This is a genomic window from Streptomyces sp. NPDC030799 (assembly GCF_055572255.1).
Genome location: NZ_JBVIDS010000006.1, coordinates 427,032 through 450,535 on the forward strand (window position 1 = coordinate 427,032; position 23,504 = coordinate 450,535).

At 70.2% G+C, this 23,504-nt stretch carries 24 protein-coding genes; 8 read left to right on the plus strand and 16 right to left on the minus strand.

All coding sequences use genetic code 11. From position 1 onward, the window contains the following. Positions 1-91: 91 nt before the first annotated feature. Positions 92-2,422 (minus strand): transglycosylase domain-containing protein, encoded by a 2,331-nt coding sequence (locus ACZ41I_RS18015; RefSeq protein ID WP_468514552.1) that lies wholly within the window; start codon positions 2,420-2,422, stop codon positions 92-94. Between the two features lie 229 nt (positions 2,423-2,651). On the opposite strand from ACZ41I_RS18015, the gene ACZ41I_RS18020 reads away from it, so the two are divergent. The 5 genes from ACZ41I_RS18020 to ACZ41I_RS18040 all read left to right on the plus strand — a co-directional run bounded on the left by ACZ41I_RS18020 (position 2,652) and on the right by ACZ41I_RS18040 (position 7,458). Next, positions 2,652-3,587, plus strand: a complete 936-nt coding sequence (locus ACZ41I_RS18020; RefSeq protein WP_363217429.1) for an SPFH domain-containing protein — start codon at positions 2,652-2,654, stop codon at positions 3,585-3,587. Continuing rightward, complete coding sequence (locus ACZ41I_RS18025) at positions 3,533-3,811, plus strand: hypothetical protein (RefSeq protein ID WP_399764135.1); 279 nt, start codon at positions 3,533-3,535, stop codon at positions 3,809-3,811. Before ACZ41I_RS18020 ends, ACZ41I_RS18025 begins: the two co-directional genes overlap by 55 nt. A gap of 100 nt (positions 3,812-3,911) precedes the next feature. Continuing rightward, the gene (locus tag ACZ41I_RS18030) at positions 3,912-4,436 is read left to right on the plus strand and encodes a PadR family transcriptional regulator (protein WP_363217431.1); all 525 of its coding nucleotides are present in this window, start codon (positions 3,912-3,914) and stop codon (positions 4,434-4,436) included. Beyond that, entirely contained in the window at positions 4,433-5,122 is a 690-nt protein-coding gene (locus ACZ41I_RS18035; protein WP_363217432.1) for an ABC transporter ATP-binding protein, read from the plus strand. Before ACZ41I_RS18030 ends, ACZ41I_RS18035 begins: the two co-directional genes overlap by 4 nt. Continuing rightward, the gene (locus ACZ41I_RS18040) at positions 5,119-7,458 is read left to right on the plus strand and encodes an ABC transporter permease (protein ID WP_468514553.1); all 2,340 of its coding nucleotides are present in this window, start codon (positions 5,119-5,121) and stop codon (positions 7,456-7,458) included. The genes ACZ41I_RS18035 and ACZ41I_RS18040 overlap by 4 nt, the downstream gene beginning before the upstream one ends. Positions 7,459-7,579: 121 nt before the next feature. Here ACZ41I_RS18040 and ACZ41I_RS18045 read toward each other — a convergent pair whose 3' ends face one another. Beyond that, positions 7,580-8,524: a LysR substrate-binding domain-containing protein gene (locus ACZ41I_RS18045; protein WP_468514554.1), complete on the minus strand. Its 945-nt coding sequence runs from the start codon at positions 8,522-8,524 to the stop codon at positions 7,580-7,582. Between the two features lie 134 nt (positions 8,525-8,658). Here ACZ41I_RS18045 and ACZ41I_RS18050 point away from each other — a divergent pair, with 134 nt between their 5' ends. Together ACZ41I_RS18050 and ACZ41I_RS18055 are read left to right on the plus strand one after the other, a co-directional pair. Next, positions 8,659-9,213, plus strand: coding sequence for a peroxiredoxin (locus tag ACZ41I_RS18050; RefSeq protein WP_363217435.1), 555 nt, complete (start codon positions 8,659-8,661; stop codon positions 9,211-9,213). Positions 9,214-9,216: 3 nt separating this feature from the next. Further along, positions 9,217-9,750, plus strand: coding sequence for an alkyl hydroperoxide reductase (locus ACZ41I_RS18055; RefSeq protein ID WP_363217436.1), 534 nt, complete (start codon positions 9,217-9,219; stop codon positions 9,748-9,750). Positions 9,751-9,771: 21 nt separating this feature from the next. Here ACZ41I_RS18055 and ACZ41I_RS18060 read toward each other — a convergent pair whose 3' ends face one another. The 7 genes from ACZ41I_RS18060 to ACZ41I_RS18090 form a co-directional block, all read right to left on the minus strand. Then, positions 9,772-11,094, minus strand: coding sequence for an AI-2E family transporter (locus ACZ41I_RS18060; protein ID WP_399764125.1), 1,323 nt, complete (start codon positions 11,092-11,094; stop codon positions 9,772-9,774). A gap of 141 nt (positions 11,095-11,235) precedes the next feature. Then, positions 11,236-11,940 carry an aggregation-promoting factor C-terminal-like domain-containing protein gene (locus tag ACZ41I_RS18065; protein ID WP_363217438.1) on the minus strand — a complete coding sequence of 235 codons (705 nt, stop codon included), beginning with the start codon at positions 11,938-11,940 and terminating at the stop codon, positions 11,236-11,238. Positions 11,941-12,340: 400 nt separating this feature from the next. After that, positions 12,341-13,666: a PhoH family protein gene (locus ACZ41I_RS18070; RefSeq protein WP_363217439.1), complete on the minus strand. Its 1,326-nt coding sequence runs from the start codon at positions 13,664-13,666 to the stop codon at positions 12,341-12,343. A gap of 349 nt (positions 13,667-14,015) precedes the next feature. Beyond that, positions 14,016-14,789 (minus strand): isoprenyl transferase, encoded by a 774-nt coding sequence (locus ACZ41I_RS18075; RefSeq protein ID WP_363217440.1) that lies wholly within the window; start codon positions 14,787-14,789, stop codon positions 14,016-14,018. 762 nt (positions 14,790-15,551) lie between these two features. Further along, positions 15,552-16,337: a class I SAM-dependent methyltransferase gene (locus ACZ41I_RS18080; RefSeq protein WP_468514555.1), complete on the minus strand. Its 786-nt coding sequence runs from the start codon at positions 16,335-16,337 to the stop codon at positions 15,552-15,554. A 96-nt stretch (positions 16,338-16,433) separates the two neighbouring features. Further along, entirely contained in the window at positions 16,434-16,934 is a 501-nt protein-coding gene (locus ACZ41I_RS18085) for a GNAT family N-acetyltransferase (protein ID WP_468514556.1), read from the minus strand. A 47-nt stretch (positions 16,935-16,981) separates the two neighbouring features. Then, positions 16,982-17,779 carry an LLM class flavin-dependent oxidoreductase gene (locus ACZ41I_RS18090; protein WP_468514557.1) on the minus strand — a complete coding sequence of 266 codons (798 nt, stop codon included), beginning with the start codon at positions 17,777-17,779 and terminating at the stop codon, positions 16,982-16,984. A gap of 75 nt (positions 17,780-17,854) precedes the next feature. Here ACZ41I_RS18090 and ACZ41I_RS18095 point away from each other — a divergent pair, with 75 nt between their 5' ends. Continuing rightward, on the plus strand, positions 17,855-18,229 hold the full coding sequence (locus ACZ41I_RS18095) for a DUF192 domain-containing protein (protein WP_468514558.1): 375 nt from the start codon (positions 17,855-17,857) through the stop codon (positions 18,227-18,229). 36 nt (positions 18,230-18,265) lie between these two features. On the opposite strand, the gene ACZ41I_RS18100 is transcribed toward ACZ41I_RS18095, so the two are convergent. The 7 genes from ACZ41I_RS18100 to ACZ41I_RS18130 form a co-directional block, all read right to left on the minus strand. Continuing rightward, positions 18,266-18,883: an OmpA family protein gene (locus tag ACZ41I_RS18100; protein WP_468514559.1), complete on the minus strand. Its 618-nt coding sequence runs from the start codon at positions 18,881-18,883 to the stop codon at positions 18,266-18,268. A gap of 6 nt (positions 18,884-18,889) precedes the next feature. Continuing rightward, positions 18,890-19,471 (minus strand): hypothetical protein, encoded by a 582-nt coding sequence (locus tag ACZ41I_RS18105; RefSeq protein ID WP_363217446.1) that lies wholly within the window; start codon positions 19,469-19,471, stop codon positions 18,890-18,892. Between the two features lie 16 nt (positions 19,472-19,487). Next, positions 19,488-20,099: a pilus assembly protein TadG-related protein gene (locus ACZ41I_RS18110; RefSeq protein ID WP_399764848.1), complete on the minus strand. Its 612-nt coding sequence runs from the start codon at positions 20,097-20,099 to the stop codon at positions 19,488-19,490. Next, entirely contained in the window at positions 20,096-20,293 is a 198-nt protein-coding gene (locus tag ACZ41I_RS18115; protein WP_468514596.1) for a Flp family type IVb pilin, read from the minus strand. The genes ACZ41I_RS18110 and ACZ41I_RS18115 overlap by 4 nt, the downstream gene beginning before the upstream one ends. Positions 20,294-20,418: 125 nt before the next feature. Further along, positions 20,419-21,171, minus strand: coding sequence for a response regulator (locus ACZ41I_RS18120; protein ID WP_468514560.1), 753 nt, complete (start codon positions 21,169-21,171; stop codon positions 20,419-20,421). 13 nt (positions 21,172-21,184) lie between these two features. Beyond that, positions 21,185-22,606, minus strand: coding sequence for a sensor histidine kinase (locus tag ACZ41I_RS18125; RefSeq protein WP_468514561.1), 1,422 nt, complete (start codon positions 22,604-22,606; stop codon positions 21,185-21,187). A gap of 7 nt (positions 22,607-22,613) precedes the next feature. After that, entirely contained in the window at positions 22,614-23,504 is an 891-nt protein-coding gene (locus ACZ41I_RS18130) for a DUF5936 domain-containing protein (protein WP_468514562.1), read from the minus strand.

Here is a 23,504-nt window from a genome sequence, read left to right on the forward strand (position 1 = left end):
TTCCCCCCCCCCCCCCCCCGCCCCCCCCCCCCCCCCCCCACCCCCCCCCCCCCCCCCCCCCCCCCCCCCCCCCCCCCTCCCTCACGTTCTTCTACTGTTTGCCGGGGTCGAGCGGGTCCTCGGGCGTGACGGGGTCCGTCGGCGACTGGGTCGTCGGCGGCTCGGTCGTGGGCTGGGTGGGCGGCGGGCTCGTCGGCGGCTCGGTCGGCTTGTGCGAGTGCTTGGGGTGGTGCGGCGAGTGCGACGGCTTGGGCGCCTTGCTGGTCGGCGTGTGCGACGGCGTGCTGGACGGCGTCTGGGAGTGCGACGGCGGCACGGTCGGCTGGATCGCCGCGCCCTGGGTGGTGTTCAGGTCGAACTTGGTGACGCCGTCCATCGCCTCGAAGGTGTAGGCGGCCCAGATCTTCGCCGGAATGCTGCCGCCGTTGATACGGGCGGGGCGGCCCAGGGTGTCGAGCAGGCCGGTCGCGCCGGTCAGCGGCACCTGCGCGTGGGTCTTGGAGTCCTCGCCGAACAGGCCGACCGAGGTGACGAGGCCGGGCGTGTAGCCGGTGAACCAGGCTGACTTGTTCTTGTCGGACGTACCGGTCTTGCCGGCGACCTGCTGGCCGTCGCGCGCCGGGTTGGCCGCCACCGACGTACTGGCCGTACCGTCGTCGACCACGCCGGTGAGCACGGAGGTGACCGTGTCGGCGGCCTCTTCGGGGATCACCTGGTCGCCGATCGGGTCCGGGAGGCTGACTGTGCGATCCTTGTGGTCGGCCGATTTGATGATCGCCGGGGTGACCTTCTTGCCGTGGTTGTCGAGGGTGGCGTAGATGCCGGCCATCTCCAGCGGGCTCGCGCCCATGGAGCCCAGCGTCTGCGCGGGAACCGGCTCCATGCCCTGGGTGTCCATGCCGAGCTTGCCGGCGACCTCCATCACCTTGTCCATGCCCACGTCGATGCCCATCTGCGCGAAGACGGAGTTGACGGACTGGTTCATGGCCTTCTGGACGGTGATGGGGCCGTAGTCGGCGTGGTCCTCGTTCGGCGGGCCGAAGCCGACCTTGCGGCCGTGGTCCACGACCTGGCGGCCGCTGGTGCCGTCGTAGATCGTGCTCGCCGTGATGGGCTGGCCGTCCTGCGTCGTGGCCCCCTCGGCCAGTGCGGCGGCCAGGATCACCGGTTTGAAGGTGGAGGCGGGCTGGTAGTCGGTGCGGGTCGCGTTGTTGCGGTAGTGCTTGAAGTAGTCCGCGCCGCCGTACATGGCGAGGACCCTGCCCGTCTTCGGGTCGACGGACACGGCACCGGGCTGGACGTTGCCGTCGACGGGGCGCTTCTTGGCGTTCAGCCGGCCGGTCAGCTGGTCCTTGACGGCCTGCTCCAGCTGGTGCTGCTTCTTCTTGTCGATGTTGAGCGTGATGGTCCAGCCGCCCTTTTTCACCAGCGCCTCGGCGTCACCGATGGTGGCGGCCTGGCCCTGGGCGACCAGCCGCTTCTCCAGCGCCGCGTTGGCCGCGTCCACCAGGTAGCCGGTCTGTCCCTTCATGCCGGGTGCCGCCTTGGGTGCCTTCGGTTCCGGGAACGTGAGGGCCTGGCGCTTGCCCGCGTCCAGCCAGTGCTGCTTGACCATGTTGTCCAGGACGTAGTTCCAGCGGGCCTTCGCCAGCTTCTTGCCGGTGTCGCTCGCGAGCGCCCAGTCGTACTGGTTCGGCGCCTGCAGCAGCGCGGCGAGGTAGGCGCCCTCCTGCACCTTCAGGTCCTTGGCGTCCTTGTGGTAGTACGCCTGCGCCGCGGCCTGGATGCCGTAGGCGCCGCGGCCGTAGTAGCTGGTGTTGATGTACCCCGCGAGGATGTAGTCCTTGGACTTCTGGCGGTCCAGCTTCAGCGAGATGACCAGTTCCTTCAGCTTGCGCGAGACGGTCTGGTTCTGGTCCAGGTAGTAGTTCTTGACGTACTGCTGGGTGATCGTCGAACCGCCCTGCGTGCCGCGTCCCATGACGGTGTTGAGCACACCGCGGGCGGTGCCCTTCAGGTCGATGCCGGAGTCGTGGTAGAAGCTCTTGTTCTCGGCCGCGACGAAGGTGCGCTGGACGTCCTTGGGGACCTCGGAGAGGTCGACGCTCTCCCGGTTGAGCTGGCCGGTGCGGGCGAGCATCGTGCCGTCGCTGTACTTGTAGATGTTGCTCTGCAACTGGGCGTCGGCGTTGCCCTTCGGGATGTCCACGTACATGTACAGCCCGATGAAGGCCGCGATCACCAGCAGACAGAGCCCGAAGAACGTGCCGAGCACCTTCTTCCAGGTGAACAGCCGGCGTATTCGGCCCTTGGGCGGCTTGCCGTCGGCCGGGGCGGCCGCCATGGGCGCGGAGGGGCGGCGCTTGGGCGCCGCGCGGCGGCCGCCGCGCTGTCGCGCTCGTCTCTCTTCCGCTCGTCCCATGGGTCCCTACGCTCGCTTCCGTCTCGGGGTCAGCTCCGAAAGCTAACACTCACCTATATGACAAAGGGCGTCCGATCCGTTCTTTTACGGACGTGAGAATCAGCACCTGCCCCGAGGGAACCGACGGTCCTGGCGGCCCCAGGGTTGCTTCGACCGCGAAAAGTGATATCACTTAGCTAGAAGCAAGCTAGACCTGCCGGTGCAGGCCTCATGAGAAACGGGGACCACCATGTCCGCACACGACCCGGCCGCCACCGCCGACGTACCCGAGATGCCCGCGCCCCACGTGCGGGAGTTCGCGGCCCACAGCATCGGCGGCGGGCTCGCCCTGCTGTTCGGCCTGCTCGGGCTCGGCGCCGCCTTCGCCCTGATCGGCGGCGGCTCGGCGGCCCACGGCTCCGCCCTTCGGGGCGGGCTGATCGTCGGCGGTGTCCTCGTCTTCCTCTCCGCCGTCATCGCGCTGCGCGGCCTCAACACGGTCGCGCCCGGAGAGGCCCGGGTCGTCCAGCTCTTCGGGCGGTACCGGGGCACCATCCGGCAGGACGGCCTGCGCTGGGTCAACCCCTTCACCTCGCGGACCCGGATCTCCACCCGGGTGCGCAACCACGAGACGGCCGTGCTGAAGGTCAACGACGCCTACGGCAACCCGATTGAGCTGGCCGCGGTCGTGGTCTGGAAGGTCCAGGACACCGCGCAGGCCACCTTCGAGGTGGACGACTTCGCCGAGTTCGTGGCCACGCAGACCGAGACGGCCGTACGGCACATCGCGATCGAGTACCCCTACGACGCCCACGACGAGGACGGTCTGTCGCTGCGCGGCAACGCCGAGGAGATCACCGAGAAGCTGGCCGTGGAGCTGCAAGTGCGCGTGGAGGCGGCCGGAGTCGAGATCATCGAGTCCCGCTTCACGCATCTCGCGTACGCTCCCGAGATCGCCTCGGCGATGCTCCAGCGGCAGCAGGCGGGCGCGGTCGTGGCCGCACGGCGTCAGATCGTCGACGGGGCGGTCGGCATGGTCGAGGCGGCGCTCGGCCGGATAGCCGAGGCGGACATCGTGGAACTGGACGAGGAGCGGAAGGCGGCGATGGTGTCCAACCTGATGGTTGTGCTGTGCGGGGACCGGGCCCCGCAACCGGTCCTCAACACCGGGACCCTCTACCAGTGACGGACCCTTCGGAAGCTCCGAAGCGACGGCCGCAGCAGCGCAAGCAGGTGCTGCTGCGGCTGGACCCGTCGGTCTACGAGGCGCTGGCCCGCTGGGCCGGGGACGAGCTGCGGTCGGCCAATGCGCAGATCGAGTTCCTCCTCAGGAAGGCACTGGCGGAGGCGGGACGGCTGCCGAAGGACACCGGCCCGCTGCCGCGCAGGGGCAGGCCCCCTGTGTCGTAACCGTGACAATGGGCCCTCACCTGCAGCACCGTACTGCCCGCCATGGCTTGTGCACGCGACGTATACATGCGGCGTATACACCCTGTGTAGAGTGCCCTGCATGTCCATCGGTCACACGCTCCTAGGGCTCCTGGAGTCCGGCCCGCGTCACGGTTACGACCTCAAGCGGGCCTTCGACGAGAAGTTCGGTCACGACCGGCCGCTCCACTACGGCCAGGTCTACTCCACGATGTCCCGGCTGCTGAAGCACGGCCTCGTGGAAGTCGACGGGATCGAGGCGGGCGACGGCCCCGAGCGCAAGCGGTACGCCATCACCGACGCCGGCATCACCGACGTCGACCGGTGGCTCGGCACCCCGGAGAAGCCCGAGGAGTATCTGCAGTCGACCCTGTACACCAAGGTCGTCCTCGCCCTGCTCACCCACCGCGACGCCTCCCTCATCCTCGACACCCAGCGTGCCGAGCACCTGCGCAGCATGCGGATCCTGACCGACCGCAAGCGCAAGGGCGACCTCGCGGACCAGCTGATCTGCGACCACGCGCTGTTCCATCTGGAGGCCGACCTGCGCTGGCTGGAACTGACCGCGGCCCGTCTGGACAAGCTCCGTGAGGCGGTGGCCCGATGACCCCTCCCCCCGGCTCCCTGCTCGCCGCCGACAACCTGCGCAAGGCCTACGGCCCGACGGTCGCGCTCGACGGCGCCGAGTTCTCCATCCACCCCGGCGAGGTCGTCGCCGTCATGGGCCCCTCCGGTTCCGGCAAGTCGACACTGCTGCACTGCCTCGCCGGGATCGTGCCGCCCGACTCGGGGTCGATCACCTACGACGGCCGGGAACTGACCGGCATGAGCGACACCGAACGCAGCGCGCTGCGGCGCAGCGAGTTCGGGTTCGTCTTCCAGTTCGGCCAGCTCGTCCCGGAGCTGACCTGCGTGGAGAACGTGGCGCTGCCGCTGCGGCTGAACGGCACCTCCCGCAAGGAGGCCGAGCGGGCCGCGCTCACCTGGATGGAACGGCTGGAGGTGGACGACCTCAAGGGCAAGCGGCCCGGCGAGGTCTCCGGCGGCCAGGGGCAGCGCGTCGCGGTGGCGCGGGCGCTGGTCACCGGGCCCCGGGTGCTGTTCGCCGACGAGCCGACCGGCGCCCTCGACTCCCTCAACGGCGAGCGCGTGATGGAGCTGCTGACCGACGCGGCCCGCTCCACCAACGCGGCCGTCGTCCTGGTCACGCACGAGGCGCGGGTGGCCGCCTACTCCGACCGCGAGATCGTCGTACGCGACGGCAAGTCCCGGGACATGGAGCGCGCCATATGAAGCTGCGGCAGTGGTCGCGCGATCTCGGCATGGGGATGCGGTTCGCGTTCGCCGGCGGGCGCGAGGGCTGGATCCGGATGCTGCTGACGGCGGTCGGCGTCGGCCTCGGCGTGGCGCTGCTGCTGCTGACCACCGCGATTCCGAACGCGCTGGCGGTACGGGACCAACGCAACGACGCCCGCATGGACTACACCTACGGGCCGTACCGGCCGAAGGCCGCGAACACCCTGGTGATCTCCGACACCGACACGACCTACCGCGGCAGCGACGTCCGCGGCCGGCTGGTGGAACCGGAGGGGCCGCAGGCACCGCTCGCACCGGGCCTGGCGAAGTACCCGGCGCCGGGCGAGATGGTCGTCTCGCCCGCGCTGAAGGACCTCCTCGGCTCCGACTCCGGCAAGCTGCTGCGCGAGCGGCTGCCGTTCCGGATCGTCGGCACGATCGGTGAGTCCGGGCTCATCGGCTCGCACGATCTCGCCTACTACGCCGGGGCCAAGGACCTGGCCCCGCGCATCAACGGCTGGCGGACGGCCCGTATCACCCGCTTCGGACCACCGCAGGAGACACCGCCCGACAAGGCGGACCCGATCCTGCTGCTGCTGATGCTGGTCGTCTTCGTGGTGCTGCTGACGCCGGTCGCCGTGTTCATCGCCACGGCCGTACGGTTCGGTGGCGAGCGGCGCGACCGCAGGCTGGCCGCGCTGCGGCTGGTCGGCTCCGACAGCCGGATGACCCGGCGGATCGCGGCGGGCGAGGCGCTCGCCGGCTCCCTGGTCGGACTGGTCTTCGGCACCGTCTTCTTCCTGCTCGGCCGGCAGCTCGCGGGCTCGGTCGAGATCGTGGGCATCAGCGTGTTCCCCAGCTATCTCGACCCCTCCCCGGCACTGGCCGCCCTGGTCGCGGTCGCCGTGCCGGCGGCGGCGGTGCTGGTCACGCTGTTCGCGCTGCGCGGGGTGGTCATCGAGCCGCTGGGCGTGGTCCGTACGGCCAGGCCCAGGCGCCGCCGGCTGTGGTGGCGGCTGCTGCTGCCGCTGGGCGGACTGGCGTGCCTCGCGCCGATGATCGGACAGGGCCGCCAGGGCGACTTCAACCGCTACCTGGTGATCGGCGGCGTCCTGCTGCTGCTCCTCGGCCTGACCGCGCTGCTGCCCTGGGCCGTCGAGGCGGCGGTGGCCCGGCTCGGACGCGGTGGGGTGGCCTGGCAACTGGCCGTACGACGGCTGCAGTTGAGCAGCGGTTCGGCGGCCCGCATGGTGAACGGCATCGCGGTCGCGGTGGCCGGGGCGATCGCGCTGCAGATGCTGTTCGCGGGCGTCCAGGGCGACTTCACCAAGTCCACCGGGCAGGACACCGACCGGGTGCAGATGCAGGTCAACCTTTCGCGGGGCCTCCCCTTCCTCCCGGCCGTCGAGAAGTTCGCCACAACCAAGGGCGTGCGGAAGGCGACCGCGCTGGGCAGCACCGAGCTCGGCGACCGGCGCTTCCGCTCCGACGAGGGGCCGGAGAACTCCGTCGGCCTCACCGTCGGCACCTGCACCGCGCTGCGCGAGGTGGCCGACCTGCCGAGCTGCCACGACGGGGACGTCTTCGCGGCGACCGGCGGGGATCGGGACGCCGACCTGGTGAAGCTCGTCCGTCCGGGCCGCACCCTCCACGCCAACACGAGCGACGGCCTGCACGACGGCCACGACATCGTGTGGACCGTGCCGAACGGGCTGAAGCAGGCCCGCGCGATCACCAGCCCGAACGGGATCAAGGAGAGCGGTGTGCTGATGACACCGGCCGCCGTACCCGGCCGGTTGAGCAGCGCGCTGACCGGAGCCATGTACCTCTCGCTCGACGAGTCGGTGCCGGACGTGCACGACTACGTCCGCAACACGGCGGCGCGGCTCGACCCGTTGGCGGACGCGATGGTGTACTCGAGCATCGACCGGTCGGCTCAGTTCACCTCCATCCGCACCGGAACCTTCGCCGGCGCCATCTGTGTGCTCGCGCTGATCGGTGTGAGCCTGCTGGTCTCCCAGCTGGAGCAGCTGCGCGAGCGCAGGAAGCTGCTGTCGGCGCTGGTCGCCTTCGGCACCCGGCGGCGCACCCTGGGCATGTCGGTGCTCTGGCAGACGGCGATCCCGATCGCCCTGGGCCTGCTGCTCGCCATGGCCATGGGGCTGACGCTGGGCGCGGTGCTGCTGAACATGGTGGGCACAACCGTGAGCGTGGACTGGCCGAGCGTGCTGTCGATGACCGGCGCGGGTGCGGCGGTGGTCCTCACGGTCACGCTGCTGAGCCTGCCGCCGCTGGTGCGGTTGATGCGGCCGGAGGGGTTGCGGACGGAGTAGCCGGTGAGCGCTTCGGGGAGGGCGGTTCCGGGGCCACACGCGGCTGCGGGCCGGTGGGGCCGGTCGCGCCCATGCGGCGGTAGCCGCATGTCAGACACAGCCCCACGCCCCTCAGGAGCGCTCAGTCCAGTACCCGAACCGGCAGCGCGCCCAGGGCCTCCCGCAGCGCCGCGGCCAGCTCCTCGTACTCCGCGGAGCGCGCCGCCCCCGCCCGCATCGCGAAAGCGACCCGGCGGCTCGGGGCCGGCTCGGCGAAGTAACCGGTGAGGAGCTGGCTGCTCCGCGTGGTCTCCAGCTTCAGGGCCGTACGCGGCAGCAGCGTGCAGCCGAGGCCGCCCGCGACCAGCTGGACCAGCGTCGAGAGCCCGGCGGCCGTGGTCGTCACCGGCGCATCCTCCCGTCCCGCCTCCCGGCAGATGTCCAGGGCCTGGTCGCGCAGGCAGTGACCCTCGTCCAGGAGCAGCAGGTTCAGCTCCTTCAGGGCCTCGCGCGGGATGCCCTCGCGACCGCCGAGCCAGTGGTCGAGCGGGGTGACGAGCACGAAGTCCTCGTCGAACAGGGGGAGTTCGACGACACCGGGCACGCCGAGCGGGACCGCCAGCAACAGCAGGTCGAGACGGCCGGAGCCCAGGCCGTCGATCAGGCTGGCCGTCTGCTCCTCGTGCACCTGGAGGTCGAGGTGCGGGTAGCGGTCGTGGACCAGCCGCAGCACGGTCGGCAGGAGGTACGGCGCGACCGTGGGGATCACCCCGAGGCGCAGGACTCCGGTGAAGGGCGCCCGGACCGCCTCGGCCTCCTCCAGCAGCGCCCCCACGGCGTCCAGCACCGCCTTCGCCCGTACGGCGAGGCGCTCACCGGCGGGCGAGAGCAGCACCTTGCGCGTCGTACGCTCAAGGAGGGTCACCCCGAGGGTCTCCTCCAGTGCCGAGACCGCGCCCGACAGTGCGGGCTGGCTCATCCCGATGGCGGCCGCCGCGTCCCTGAAGTGCAGATACTCGGCGACGGCGGCGAAGGCACGCAGTTGTGCGAGGCTCGGCTGCCTTCGCTTTCCGCTACCCACCGTCACTGATAACCACCTCCGATCAACCTGACCAAGTGTAGCTATTTCCCTAATCAATGCGCGCCGTGCCAACATCAACAATGTCCAACCCAATGAGAAAAGCCCCCAAAAGGGGTGATTCTTCGCTGCAAGGAGAGCGTGTGCTCACTGTCGGTGACAAGTTCCCCGAGTTCGAACTGACCGCCTGCGTCTCGCTGGAGAAGGGCAAGGAGTTCGAGCAGATCCACCACAAGTCCTACGAGGGCAAGTGGTTGGTGGTATTTGCGTGGCCCAAGGATTTCACATTCGTGTGCCCGACCGAGATCGCCGCGTTCGGGAAGCTGAACGACGAGTTCGCCGACCGCGACGCCCAGATCCTCGGCTTCTCCGGTGACTCTGAGTTCGTCCACCACGCCTGGCGCAAGGACCACCCGGACCTGACGGACCTGCCGTTCCCGATGATGGCCGACTCCAAGCACGAGCTGATGCGCGAGCTGGGCATCGAGGGCGAGGACGGCTTCGCGCAGCGCGCCGTCTTCATCGTCGACCCGAACCGCGAGATCCAGTTCACGATGGTCACCGCCGGTTCCGTGGGCCGTAACCCCAAGGAGGTCCTGCGGGTCCTGGACGCCCTGCAGACCGACGAGCTGTGCCCGTGCAACTGGAACAAGGGCGAGAACACCCTGGACCCGGTCGCGCTGCTGGCTGGTGAGTGACCCATGTCGCTCGACTCGCTGAAGTCCCGCGTCCCGGACTACGCCAAGGACCTCAAGCTCAACCTGGGCTCGGTCATCGGCAACTCCGAGCTGCCGGCGCAGCAGCTGTGGGGCACGGTGCTGGCGACCGCCATCGCCTCCCGTTCCCCGATCGTGCTGCGTGAGCTGGAGCCGGAGGCGAAGGCGAACCTGACGCCGGAGGCGTACACGGCCGCCAAGTCGGCCGCCGCGATCATGGCGATGAACAACGTCTTCTACCGGACGCGTCACCTGCTGTCGGACCACGAGTACGGCACCCTGCGCGCCGGTCTGCGGATGAACGTCATCGGCAACCCGGGCGTGGAGAAGGTCGACTTCGAGCTGTGGTCGTTCGCGGTCTCCGCGATCAACGGCTGTGGCCTGTGCCTGGACTCGCACGAGCAGGTGCTGCGCAAGGCCGGCGTGGAGCGCGAGGTCGTCCAGGAGGCGTTCAAGATCGCCTCGGTGATCCAGGCGGTCGGTGTCACGCTGGACGCAGAGGCCGTGCTGGCCGAGTAAGCGGTCCCGTGAAGGCCCCGCTCACCCTTGGTGGGCGGGGTCTTCCGCGTTCCGGCCCACGGCCTCGTCCTCGGCCGGGGCGGCGGACTTCTGCTGCTGCAGCTCCTCCGAGTACTGCCGCAGATACCCCACCACCGTGTTCGTCACCGCCACCAGCGGTACGGCCACCACCGCGCCGCCGATGCCGGCCACCATGCCGCCGGCCGCGACCGTGAGGACGACCGCCAGCGGGTGGACGCGGACCGCGCGGCCGAGGATGAACGGCTGCAGGACGTGGCCCTCGATCTGCTGCACCGCGAGGACGACGATCAGCGTCATGACGGCCGTGAAGACGCCCTGGGTCACCAGCGCCACGATCACCGCGAGCGCGCCGGAGGCGACCGCGCCGACCAGCGGGATGAAGGAGAACAGGAAGATGAAGACGGCCAGCGGGACGGCCATCGGCACGTCCAGGAAGTAGATGCCGATACCGATGAAGATGGCGTCGATCAGCGCGACCAGCACCGTGCCGCGGACATAGGCGGTCAGGGTGCTCCAGGCGCGCGGGCCGGCGCCTGCCACGCCCGGGCGGGCCGCGGCGGGCACCAGCCTCAGGAACCACTCCCAGATGCGCTTGCCGTCGTAGAGCAGGAACAGCGTCGAGAAGAACACCAGCAGGATGCTGGTGAGGGTCTCGATGATGACCTGAACGCCCTCCAGGCCCGCCGACGTTATCTGGTCGGCGTTGGCGCCGATCGCCTCGCGGAGGTTCTTCGCGATCTGGTTGATCTGCTTGTCGGTGACGTGGAAGGGGCTCTTCAGCAGCCAGTCGCGCAGATCGTCGATGCCGGACTGGATCTGGGTGGAGAGCGTGTCGATGTTCTCCATGACCTGCCAGGTCACGAACCAGCCCATCAGCCCGATGACGACGAACCCGCTGATCGCGGTGAGCGCGGTGGCCGGGCCGCGGGGCACTCCGCGGCGGGTGAGCCGGGCGACCGTCGGCTGCAGCAGCGCGGTCACCAGCAGAGCGATGACGAAGGCGAACACCACCAGCTGGACGGCGCTGATGACACGCATCAGGACCCAGACGGTGCCGGCCAGGACCAGCAGCCGCCAGCCGGCCTCGGCCGCCACCCGGACGCCCCAGGGCACGGCCTCGGCAGGATCGGGGCGGGGGCCGCCGGCCGGGGGTGCGGGCCGACGGGCGGGGGGCGGGGTCTCGACGGCGGCCGGGGCGGCAGGTTCGGACGCGGCGAGCGGATCGCTGTCCTGCTCCACCTCCGCGCGGCGCTCGTCCAGGCGCTCGCTCATCTCGGTGAGACCGGCGCCCAGCCGGCCGAGCCATCCTGGCACTCGCGACATGATCCGTCCTCTTCCCCCGCGTCCCCGCGTGCTCGCCACCTCTCCTCCCCCTGGAGGTATGCCGGGTACGACCGTACAGGGCGAAAGCCCCTCACCTGAGGACGGGGAGGGGCTGCGCGAGGTTGAGCGGGGCCGGCCGGGTCAGTACCAGTGGTTGGCCGACCAGAACGACCAGGCCTGGCAGGGGCTGCCGTACCGGCTGTTCATGTAGTTGAGGCCCCACTTGATCTGCGTGGCCGGGTTGGTCCGCCAGTCGGCACCGGCCGAGGCGTACTTGCCGGCGGGCAGGGCCTGGAAGAGACCGTAGGCACCGGAGGAGGCGTTGACCGCCTGGTAGTTCCAGCTGGACTCGTGGTCCACGATGTTGCTGAAGCACTGGAACTGGTCGCCGGCCACCATCTGACGCGCCATCGCCTGGATCTGCGCGACGCTGTAGCTGCTCTGGACCGGGAAGCTGGAGGAATCGCGCGCGGCGGAGCGGCTGGCCGCTTCCTTCTTGGCCTCGGCGCGCTCCTTGGCCTCCTTGGCCGCCTGCTCGGCCGCCTGCTTCTTCGCGATCGCGGTCTCGGCAGCTGCCTTGCGGGCCGCCGCCTCGGCGTCCTTCTTGGCGCTCGCGTCCGCGGCGATGGCCTGGGCGTCGGCCTGCTGCGTCAGGGACGCGGACTGCACCTGGGCCTGCTGGCCCGCGGGTATGTCCGCGAGGAGCGTGGTGTCGGCTGCCGTCGCCTCGGCGTCGTTGTTGTTCTGCTGCGCGACGCTGCCCGAGGCAACTCCGACGACGCTTCCGACGGCGGTGACCGCGGTGGCCGAGGCCACTGCGAATCCCCGGACCGAAATCCGGCTCACACGGTTTCCTTCCAGCATCGCCCGCTTCGGTGACCCTGGCGGACGCAATCGTGCCCCTGACACTGGCCTCCCAACTGCGGGGTCACGGGAGGCACGGGCCCGGTGGGCAACTCCCCGTGAGGGAGCGCCGCGTGGTGCTCGGGCGGCATACGACGAACTCTATGGAGTTGGTGGTGCTTCTGGGGCGCCGTACCGCTGGGGGTACAGCTGTGTCGTATGCGGGGCCTGACAGGACTGAGACTCTGCCGTAACCGGACGCCGGGTGGCAATTCTGCGTTGAGTGTGAAAGCTCACATCCCGTTTGGCCCCCGGGATTTTCGGAAAGCTCCACACGCCGAGGCGCCGCCCGGCTAGGCTCTTGGCCCTTTGCCGGACGGCGCCAACTTCCGTACGAGGTGGGTCAGATGTGACCGTCCTCCAGCATTTCGGTCACAAGCGCAGCAATCTGGGACCTCTCGGACCGGGTCAGCGTGACATGCGCGAAGAGCGGGTGCCCCTTCAGCTTCTCCACGACCGCGACCACACCGTCGTAGCGACCGACACGCAGATTGTCCCGCTGTGCCACGTCATGGGTGAGAACCACCCGTGAGTTCGCGCCGATTCGGGACAGAACGGTGAGAAGGACGTTCCGTTCGAGCGACTGCGCCTCGTCCACGATCACGAACGCGTCGTGCAGCGATCGGCCGCGGATGTGGGTGAGCGGGAGCACCTCCAGCATCCCGCGCGCGGTGACCTCCTCGATGACCTCGCGGCTGGTGACCGCGGACAGCGTGTCGAAGACGGCCTGCGCCCACGGGCTCATCTTCTCCGCCTCGCTGCCCGGCAGATAGCCCAGCTCCTGCCCGCCGACCGCGTACAGCGGCCGGAAGACCATCACCTTCTGGTGCTGGCGGCGCTCCAGGACCGCCTCCAGGCCCGCGCACAGCGCCAGCGCCGATTTGCCGGTGCCGGCCCGGCCGCCCATCGAGACGATACCCACGTCCGGGTCGAGGAGCAGATCGAGCGCGATGCGCTGCTCGGCGCTGCGGCCCTTGATGCCGAACGCCTCCCGGTCCCCGCGCACCAGGCGGACGTTGCCCTCGGCGGTGATGCGGCCGAGGGCCCTGCCGCGCTCGGACTGGATGGTCAGGCCGGTGTGCACGGGGAGGTCGGAGGCCTCCGGGACATACACATGGCCTTCCTCGAAGAGGATGTCCACCTGTTCGCCGGGCAGCGTCAGTTCGGACATTCCGGTCCAGCCGGAGTTCTCCGTGATGGCGAGTTCGGCCCGGTACTCCTCGGCGAGCAGTCCCACGGAGGACGCCTTGATCCTCAGCGGCAGGTCCTTCGACACGACCGTGACGTCGTACCCCTCGGCCTGCAGATTGCGGGCCACCGCGAGGATGCGGGAGTCGTTGTCCCCCAGGCGGTAGCCGGTGGGCAGCACGCTGGGGTCCGAGTGGTTGAGCTCGACACGGACGGTCCCGCCCAGCTCCCCGATCGGGATGGGGGCGTCGAGGCGACCGTTCTTCACCCGGTAGTCGTCCAGCAGGCGCAGGGCCTGGCGGGCGAAGTAGCCGAGCTCCGGATGGTGCCGCTTGGCCTCCAGCTCCGTGACCACCACGATGGGGAGCACGACCTCGTGCTCGTCGAAGCGGGTCAGGGCGTTCGGGTCGGCCAGCAGGACGCTGGTGTCGAGAACATAGGTGCGCCGGTCTGGCTTGTGGCGCTTTGTGCTGGTCACCACGGAAGGACGTACCCCCTCGGATGAGGTCGGGGAGCGACGAGGCTGAGCTGGACCGGTGTCTGGCCCCCGCGTACGGCGGGCCGCGAACCGGCCCTCCGCGGCTGCTTCCGTGCAGTGACCGCACGATCGGGCTGGTGCAAAGGGCCTCCCGGGCGGACGGCCCCGAGCCGCCCGCTGAGATCCGACACCCGTGGTTCGGGTGTCGACCTGCTTGGCTTATGCCCTCGAACATGCACCGCCATGCAAAAGTGGCCAACGGCGTGCCGGTGAACTCCTCGTTACATCCGCCCGAATCGGGGTAAGGCGAACGCCCCGCCGGCGCGGCGGCCGACGGGGCGTTCGGTGTGACTCAGCCGCCGTAACGGCGGTGACGTGCGGCGTAGTCGCGCAGGGCGCGCAGGAAGTCGACCTTGCGGAAGGCGGGCCAGAAGACCTCGCAGAAGTAGTACTCGGAGTGCGCGGTCTGCCACAGCATGAATCCGGACAGCCGCTGTTCGCCGCTGGTGCGGATGACGAGGTCCGGATCGGGCTGGTCGCCGGTGTAGAGGTGACGGCCGATCATGTCGATGTCGACGGACTCGGCGAGGTCCTCCATCGTCACACCCTTGTCCTGGGCGTCGAGGAGCATGGAGCGCACGGCGTCGGCGATCTCCTGCCGCCCGCCGTACCCGATGGCGACATTGACGAGTATGCCGTCGATGGGGGCGGTGGCCTCCTCGGCCTCCTTCAGGGTGCGCTGCATCCCGGCCGGCAGCAGGTCCGTCGTGCCGACGTGGTGGACGCGCCAGCGGCCGTCGGCCGCGAGGGTGCGGACGACGTCCTCGATGATGCCGAGCAGCGGGACCAGTTCCTCCTGGGGCCGGTCGAAGTTGTCCGTGGACAGCAGCCACAGGGTGACCACCTCGACGTCGGTCTCGGTGCACCAGCCGAGGAACTCCTCGATCTTCTCGGCGCCGGCCCGGTGGCCGTGGACGGTGGTGGAGCCGGACGCCTTCGCCCAGCGGCGGTTGCCGTCCATGATGACGCCGATGTGCTTGGGCACCTGGTCGTGGTCCAGGTGGCCCTCCACCCGGCGTGCGTAGAGCCTGACGAGCAGGCTGCGCAGGTTGTCGCGCAGGTTCACGTGGCCCTCCGGGGGTTTGGCGTGGGGGTCGGTGCGTACGGTTGCCCGAGCCGTTGAGCCTACCCCCGCTGGGGGCTCGGTTCTGGCTCGGGGTTTGGGGATTGGGCATCGGGGTGGGTGCGGTTTCGCCGTCGGGTGCGGCTGCGTGGTGGTCGAACGCGCCCTCGCGGCGAAGGCCGCATGTCGGCACAGTCCCGCGCCCCTGAGGGGGAACGCTCGTCGCGTGCCCGGAGGTTCCCGGAGTTCCCGGCGAGAGGCCCGCCGTCCGCCGGGGACGAAAAACGGGCCGGTCCGTGGGGGGGAGACGGACCGGCCCGAGGGGGGGTTTCCACCATAACCCTTCGTAAGGGATGGTGGGTGCATCGGCGGCGCACAACTACTCTCCGAAGTCGCCCGGCGACGCCCCGCTGGTCGCGGAATGGCGGATTCAGAGAGGTCCCCTGGCCGGTTCACCACGGAATTCCAGGGAACACCGGTCGGATACGAAATGATTCAGAGAGATTCCGGAAGGTTTGCGCCATCTTGAGGGCGGATCGACGGGCTGCCCCCAGGGTCCCCCCGACGGGCTACCCGGTCGGCGAATCCTGACTTGACGGTTCCGCTACAGCAAGCGGGAGGATCCCCGGTTTCACGGCACCGCGCAGCCCCCTCCACTGCGCGGTGCCGCCCGCGCAGCTTTGCTTGCGCGAATAACCTTGGTCTGAACTTACGTGACGGGTGGGGCGGATGTGAACCAGAGCCGGTAACAATGTGGAAACTGCTTCAGCGCGCCGGCTTGCGGAGGTCGAAGAGATGCCGGGAGCTGTGCGCCACGAAGGGGCCCTCCTGCTCGATCCGCTCGTGCAGTGCACGCAGTTGAGGCTCGTAGGCCTGCACCGTGAAGCCCGGGACCATCCACACCACCTTGCGCAGGAAATGGACGACGGCGGCGATGTCGTGGAACTCCATCCGCAGCCGCTCCGCCCGCAGCCCCGCCACCTCCAGTCCGGCCGCCTCGGCATCGGCCCGCTCCCGCTCGGGGTCCCGGGCGGTCCGCACCTCCTGCGGCTGCGGCCCGAGGAAGTGCTCGACCAGCTCGAAGGCGCTGGCCGGTCCGACATGCTGGGCGAAGTACAGGCCGCCGGGCCGCAGCACCCGCGCGATCTCGTCCCAGTGCGGGCGCACCGGATGCCGGCTGAGCACCAGGTCGAACGCCTCGTCGGCGAACGGCAGTGGCGCGTCCTGAGGGGCGGCGACGACCACCACGCCGCGCGGCCGCAGCAGGGCGGTGGCCCTGGTCACGTTCGGCGGCCAGCCCTCCGTCGCGGCGACGAGCACCGGCCGGGCCGGGGCTGCGGTGGCGAGGGCGAAGTCCAGCACCTCACCGCCACCGGTCTGGATGTCGAGCACGGCCTCGGCCCCGGCCAGCCGCTCCCCCGCCGACACGGCGTATCCCCATGAGGGCCGCTCCTCGCTCGCCCGCCCCTCGAACCAGGAGAAGTCCCACCCCTCGGTCGGCACGGCAGCACCCTCGGCGACGAGGTCTTCGAAGGAACGCTGCACTGCCATGCCCTCCATGATCGCAGGATGCCGCCGACGCGGCCTGCCGATTTCCGCCCGATGACACCGACCGACCGGGGAGCTGCCGGGGCGCGGGGATCGAGGTCATGGGGTCGCTTCCGGGCGCGCGGCGGGGTGCAGGACCAGCAGGATGTGCTCGTCCTCCCCGTGCCGGACGGTGCCCGCCCGCTCGAAGCCGTGTCTCTCCAGCAGACGAACGGACGCGGCGTTGCCGCGGAACGGATCGGCGTACAGGGGCCGTACGCGCTCCAGCTCCAGGAAGAGACCGAGCGCGCGGGTGCCGACGCCACGCCCCCAGTACGGCCGCCCCAGCCAGTACCCGACGTACCGCCGCCCGTCCTCCTGCGTCCAGGAGACGACGTTCCCGGCGACCTCCCCGCCCACGGTGACCGTCCGCACGAGACAGTCGGGATCGCCCAGCACGCGCTGCCGCCAGTGCCGCAGGAAGGCGTCCCGGGGCCGGGGCGTGAACCTCGACCGCCGGACCGCATCCGGGTCGTGCTCATGGGTGAGGAAGACGAACAGGTCGTCGTCCGTGACACCGCGCAGGCTCACTTCGCTGTGCTCATCGCGCTCGTCCGTCATGCCAGGCAGTGTGGCAGCGGCCACTGACAATGCCTCGCGACCTGCGATTACGGCACCAGCGGCCGGACCGCCTCCGCGGCGAAACGCACGAATCCCTCCGGGTCGGGCTCGTCCCCGGTCGGCTGCAGCACGACGGTGTCGGCACCGGCCTCGGCGAGCCGTCGTACGGCCGCGGCCACGGCGCCCGCATCCCCTGCCACGCCCACGTCCGTGGCCGACTCCAGCCCATCGGCGGCGAGTTCGGCCCGCAGGCGGGCCTCGGCGTCGGGACCTGTGGCGGCCAGCAGATGGACGACGACCTTGTGCGGCTCGCCGCGCCCCGCCTCCCGCTGCCCCTCCTCGATGAGCCGCCGGGCCTGTCGTACGCCGTCCGGGGAGGTGACGGCGGTGAGGAGCGTACCGTCGGCCTTGGCGCCGGAGAGGCGGAGCGTACGTGGCCCGGTGCCGCCGGCGAAGACCGGCACGGCACGCTCCGGCGGCCAGTCGGCCCGTGCCCCGACCTGCCCCATCCAGTCCTGCACGCCGTGCCCGACGGCGACGGTCGCGCGGCCGGGGAACATCCGGTGCAGGGACGCGGTCTCCATCGCGGTCACGGCGACGTTCCTGAGGGGCACGGGCAGCAGCCCGACACCCACGCGCACGCGCTCCGTCCACGCGAGCGCCGCGGCGGCCGTCGAGATACCGCCCTCCAGGAAGCAGTCCTCCCACAGCCACAGTTCTTCGAGCCCCACGTCGTCCGCGGCACGGGCGACGGCCCGCAGACGCTCGGGCGGTAGCTGGGGGCGGAACACGACACCGAGTCCAGTCATTGGGCTCTGCCTAGTGGGGAGGAAGGGAGATGACAACCGGATTGTCCGGGAGGAGAGTTGGCGGCGTCGAGGGGCGAGGAGCCGAGGAGCCGAGTGTCACTGAGGGGAGCCATGGGACGTCGCTGGCGGGACGGCGCGGGAAAGCTGATCGTGCCGGGGAGCGAGGGAGGGGAAGACCCGGTGGCCCTTCCCTTGGAGATCGCGGCCTCGTACCGGGCGCGGACAAGAGGGCTCCTGGGCCGGGACTCGATCGCCGGGGCGATGCTGCTGTCACCGGCCGGCGGAGTGCACACGTTCGGGATGCGCATCCCCATCGACGTCGCCTACCTGGACCGCCAGCTGACCGTCCTGGCCGTCCGCACCATGCAGCCCGGCCGTCTGGGCCGCCCCCGCCTGCGGGCACGGCACGTACTGGAGGCGGAGGCGGGGACCATGGCGGGGTGGGGACTGCAGAGGGGAGTGCGAGTGACGGTGGAGGCGGGGTAGGGGCTCCGCTTCTCGTCGTCTCGGCGGGTGCCTGAGTCAGCCGCCCGAACGCGGGAAGGACACCTCGACCCGTCGGTTCTTCCTCCGGCCCTCCTCCGTGGAGTTGTCGGCGATCGGGTACTGCTCGCCGTAGCCGCGGACCTCGAAGGTGATGTCCGGGTCGTTCAGGTCCTGGTCAAGGACGGCCTGTACGGCGTTGGCGCGCTGCCTGGACAGGATGTCGCCGTGGGCGGACGAGCCGAGGTTGTCGGTGAAGCCGAAGACGCGGACCCGGGTCGCGTTCTGTTTCTTGATCTCTTCGGCGATGGTGGCGATACGGGCCTTCGCCTCGTCGCCGAGCCTGGCGCTGTCCTTGCTGAAGAGGACTTCGGCCTGAAGCGCGAAGGTGACATCGGCGTTGGTGTCCTCGCGGCGCTCGTCCCCGCTCTGGTCTTCGACGACCGACTTGATGTCCAGCACCTTGGGCGCGGCGAGGGTGGCGCCCTCGGGGAGCTTCAGGTCGGGGTCGGTGGGGTCGATTTTGACGGGCGCGGCGGCGGAGGGGGCGGTGCCGGGGGGCTGACTCGGGTCCGTGTCGCCGGCGTGGGCGGGGGTGGCGGTGAGGAGGAGGGCGGCGGTGAGGGCGAGGGTGGCGGGGAGGCGGGGGGTGGTCACTTGGCTTCACCCGGAGATCTTGATGGTGGCGCTGGAGAAGGTGGGCAGTTGGAGGGTCAGCTCATTGGTGTCGTCGGGTGGTGAAGGGAACTGCATGAAGACCGGCAGCGACTGGCCTCCCTTGAGCGTGCCCAGGCCGGTTGTGGTGAGCGGGCGGCCGTCTGTGTCGCGCAGTACGTAGTAGCGCTTCTTCCCTTTCGAGTCCACGAGGGTTGCTCCGCCCAGGGACGGGCCGTTCTTGGTGATCTCGGTTTCATTGCCGCTGAGGGCGGCCGGGATGAGTAGATCCTTTGCGCCATCGTTCTTCAGGGTGCCGTTCACCGTGACGAAGCCACCGGAGTCCCGTTGCGCGGAGCCGATCTGGAGAAGCAGGCCGTCCGAACCCTTCAGTTCGGCCAGCGGCTGTTCCGACTGCCCCTCCTGGGTGCTCGGGCCGGAGCGAGAGGTGCCGGAAGCGGACGCTGAACTCTTCGGCTCCTTGTCGTCGCTGCCACCTCCACCGCAACCGGCCACACCCACGGCCAGACCAGCCGCAACGGTCAATGCGACCATCCCCCTGCAGGCCTTCGCAGTGAACCGAATGCTCATCGCTCCGCTTCCTTCGTCATTGTTCGTTCACCGGTGAGTTGGCCAGGTGGACGTCGAAGAGGTCTTCGGGCTTCGGGAGCCCTGTGGTGTCGTCCGGTTTGAGATGCCAGACCTTGCCGTCCTTGCAGGCGAGATCGGGCAGCTCGGCACCAACGGCGGCGAGCTTGAACCAACAGCGGCGTTGGACCTCGGCTGTCGCGTGAGCCGTTGACTGGTATTTCTCGCTACCGGGTACGACGGAGCGACCAACGGTCTTGTTCGTCGTCACGTCGACTTGGTATTTGAGCAGGGCCGGCACAAAGCAGTGCCCCAGCGAGGCATCGTTCTCTGTCGCGAGTTGGCCGGCCCGTCGGCACGGGTGGTCGGGGTTGTCGAGCATCACCTTCCCGTCGAAGATGTCCGGCCACCGTGTCGGATCACGCAGCGCCTTGACCCACTGATCCGTCAGTTGGCCCCGCTCGTCCTGAGCCGCCGCCAGCGCCGCCGCGTCCGCCGCCGTCTGAGCCCCGCTCCGGTTCACGGCCGCCTGTCCGACGGCAAGGTAGGCCAGCGCAAGAAAGAGCAGGCCTGCCACCACCGTGAGGTAGATGGGGAAGGCCTGCCCCGCGTCGCGATATGGAGGAATCAGCCGCCGGTGACCTCGGTGATCTTGTTCCTGATCGCATCGAAGATCGTCTGCCCGATACTCGTCCCCGTGATCGCCAACACGATCGCCACCACCACCGCAATGATGCCGAGGTACTCCACCGCGGTCTGCCCCCTGTCGCTGCGAGCAACACGGGCCTGCAGGTATGCGACGGTGGTGTTGAACCAGTTGCTCATGGTGGTCCCCTCCGGGTTCGCCTCCGATCCGGAAAACGTATGCCGGGAGCCGGGCCCCGTCGGAGGGTCCCAGGGCCCAACCCCGGACCCATTCACGGCCCTTGCCGCTTCCCCGCGCCTCCACCTCAGGCCACCCCCAACCACTTCGCGGCCGCCTGCGACCGGGTGGTGGTCTGGAGTTTGGCGAAGATGCGGTTGATGTGGTTCTTGACCGTCTTCTCGGAGATGAAGCAGGCGGCGGCGATCTGCTGGTTGGTCATGCCGGACGCGATGAGGTCCATGATCTCCGCCTCCCTCGTACTCAGCCGGGAACGTGAACGGGCCGAGTCTTCCATAGAGGATTGCAGTTGCGAAAGAGTTTGGACGGGGGTTTTCCCTAAATCGGCCGGTACTTGGAGTTCCGCGTGTGCAGGTGCACTCGATCGCAGGTCGGTCAGCAACGCCTTTGCCGCCCCCGGTGTCACATGCGGCCGCCCCTCGCCGACATCCCGCACCGCCCGCACCAACTGCTCCGTCGTGAACTCGCCGTGCACCAGGTATCCCCCCGCCCCCAGCCGCAGCGCCTCCCGCACGGTCTCCGGCTCGTGGCTGTAGGTGAGCATCATGACCGGCGCCAGCCGCACCAGGTGCGGCAATGCCGAGATTCCGTCGACTCCGGGCATGCGGACGTCGAGGAGGATCACGTCGGGACGGTGTCGCAGGGCGGCCTCGTAGGCCTCGCGGCCGTCCGCGGCCTCCGCCACCACCGTGGTGTCCTCGCGGCCCGAGAGCAGGGCCGTCAGACCCGCCCGGACCACGGGGTTGTCGTCGGCCACCAACAGCCGCAGCGGGGGAGGCGGCGGCGCGCAGGGCTCCGGCCAGGGGTGACTGTGCTGCATGGTCTGCCTCCTCTCAGGGGCTTTCGGGGGTTGGGCCGGGATGGTGCGGGGCCGGCAGGGGGAGTTCCACGCGGACCTCCGTGCCCCGTTCGTGGCCGCCTCGGCCGATACGGATCCGGGCGCCCGCCTGTGCGGCGCGTTCCACCATGCCGAGCAGACCGAAGTGGCCACGGTCACGGAGTCGTTCGAGCGTCGTGCCGGGCGGCAGGCCCCGGCCGTCGTCGTGGACCGTGAGGCGCAGCACGTTGCCGTACACCGCCGCGTGGACGTCGACGCGGGTCGCGCCCGCGTGCCGGTGGGCGTTCTCCAGCGCTTCCATGGCGATGGAGAAGAGGTTGCGGGCCACGGGCGCGGGCAACGGGGGAAGCGCCGGTGGCGTGGGGTCCGCATGCGGGGCCGGCGGCCAGGAGCAGGTGACGCGGAGGCCGGTGCGCTGCGCGAAGTCACGGGCCGACGCCCACAGTTCCGACCACGGGGTTGTCTCCCCCGGTGCGTCCGGGCGCTCTCGTCTCAGGTCCGTCAGGAGTTCCCTCGACTCGGCCGCCGCCCTGCGCGCCGAGCGGGACACCAGTTCCGCCTGTTGCCGGATGCGGTCGGGGTCGGGAGCGTCCGCCGAGGCCGTCGCCGCCAGGCCGTCCGCCGCGAGGGCCACGCCGTAGAGGGTCTTGGCCACGGAGTCGTGCATCTCGCGGGCCAGCCGGGCGCGTTCCGCGCTCACCGCCTCCGCCGCCGCCAGGCGGGCCCGGACCGTCGTCAGGGCCTGGGTCGCCGCACCGAAGCGGAGCATCAGGTTGCGCAACGTCGAGCCCATGGCCCCGGCGATGACGCACAGGCCGGGCAGGAGCAACGCCTCGGCGACCGGCGCGTGGCGGTCGGCCTTCAGGGTGGCGTGGACCAGCAGCAGGATCAGGGACTGGAGCGAGGCGAAGAACGCAGCGCCGCGCCAGCTGTAGACCAGGCCTGCCAGGAGCGGGGTGCAGACGCTGACGTAGGCCAGGGTGGTGTCCGGGCCGGCCGAGATCAGAAGGAACGAGCCGAAGACGGTGTCGGCGGCCAGGAGGCTCGGGTGGCGCAGGAGGAGCGGGCCGAAGCGTTCCCAGTCGCGGAAGAGGACGTAGGACACCATGAAGGTGACGACCACGGCCGCGCCGACCAGGCGTACGCCCAGGCCGGGGGCCGCGTTGAGCAGGGCGGCGGGCGCGGCCAGGGCGATCATGGCCAGGCGGAACCCGAAGACCTGCCGGCACATCGCCTGCAACGCGCTGACCTGGATCTTCTCCGAGGGTTCGGCAGTGGCGGAGGGGGTGGCGTGCTGCGTCGTACCGGCGGTCGAGCTCCGGCGCCGTGGGAACCGGCCCGCCCTCCCCTTCAGCCGGCTCAGGCGGCCCTCGAAGAGCGAACTCCCTCCACGCCCCGTCCACCCCGTCACCGTCATGTCCGCCTCACTTCCCCGTGAGGGAGCCGAAGTCCACTCCGGAGCCGAGGATCAGGCCCGCGCCCAGCAGGAGCATGGTGGCCGGGACCATGAACGTGGTGATCATCAGCGTGGCCTTGGGCACCGCGCGGGCGGCCTTGCGGCGGGCGTTCTGCGCGTCGGTGCGGCGCATGTCCTTGGCCAGGGAGACCAACGTGTCCACGATGGGCGCGCCCAGCTCCTCCCCCTGCTGCAGTGCCGTCACGAACATCGCCACCTGTTCCGAGTCGTTCCGCCGCCGCAGTTCCGCGAAGGCCTGGCGGCGGCTCATGCCCAGGTCCATCTGGCGGAGGGTGATGTGCAGTTCGTCCGCCCAGGGGCCCTCGTAGCGGGAGGCCACCCGGTCCAGTGCCTGGCGGAAGCCGAGCCCCGCGCTGACCACCACCGCCAGCACGTCCAGGAAGTCCGGCAGGGTGCGCTCGATGACGTCCTTGCGGACCCGGATCGCCGACCAGATGCCGACCTCCGTCCAGAACGCCCCGAAGAGCAGGAGGAGCAGGGCCACGAACCACTGGCCGCGGAGCAGGAAGACGAGGAAGCCCACGCCGCCCAGTGCGCCGTACACCGCGCGGCGGGCCGCGTAGCGGTCGATGGTCAGGCCTCCGGGGTTGCCCGCGAGGTCGATCCTGCGGCGGTACTTGGCGACCAGGCGCGGGCCCATCAGGCGCAGCACGGCGGGGGCGTAGCGCATGCCCATCCGGTCGATGACCGAGCCCACCGCGCCGGTGCGGGTGGCGCCGACCTCAAGGGCCACGGCCAGGTCGCCGGGGAGTTTCGCGTCCGCGCGGTACATGCGGACGCCCGCGAAGGCGCCCCAGACGCCGAGGCCCATCAGCAGGGCGAGCAGGAATGCGAGCAT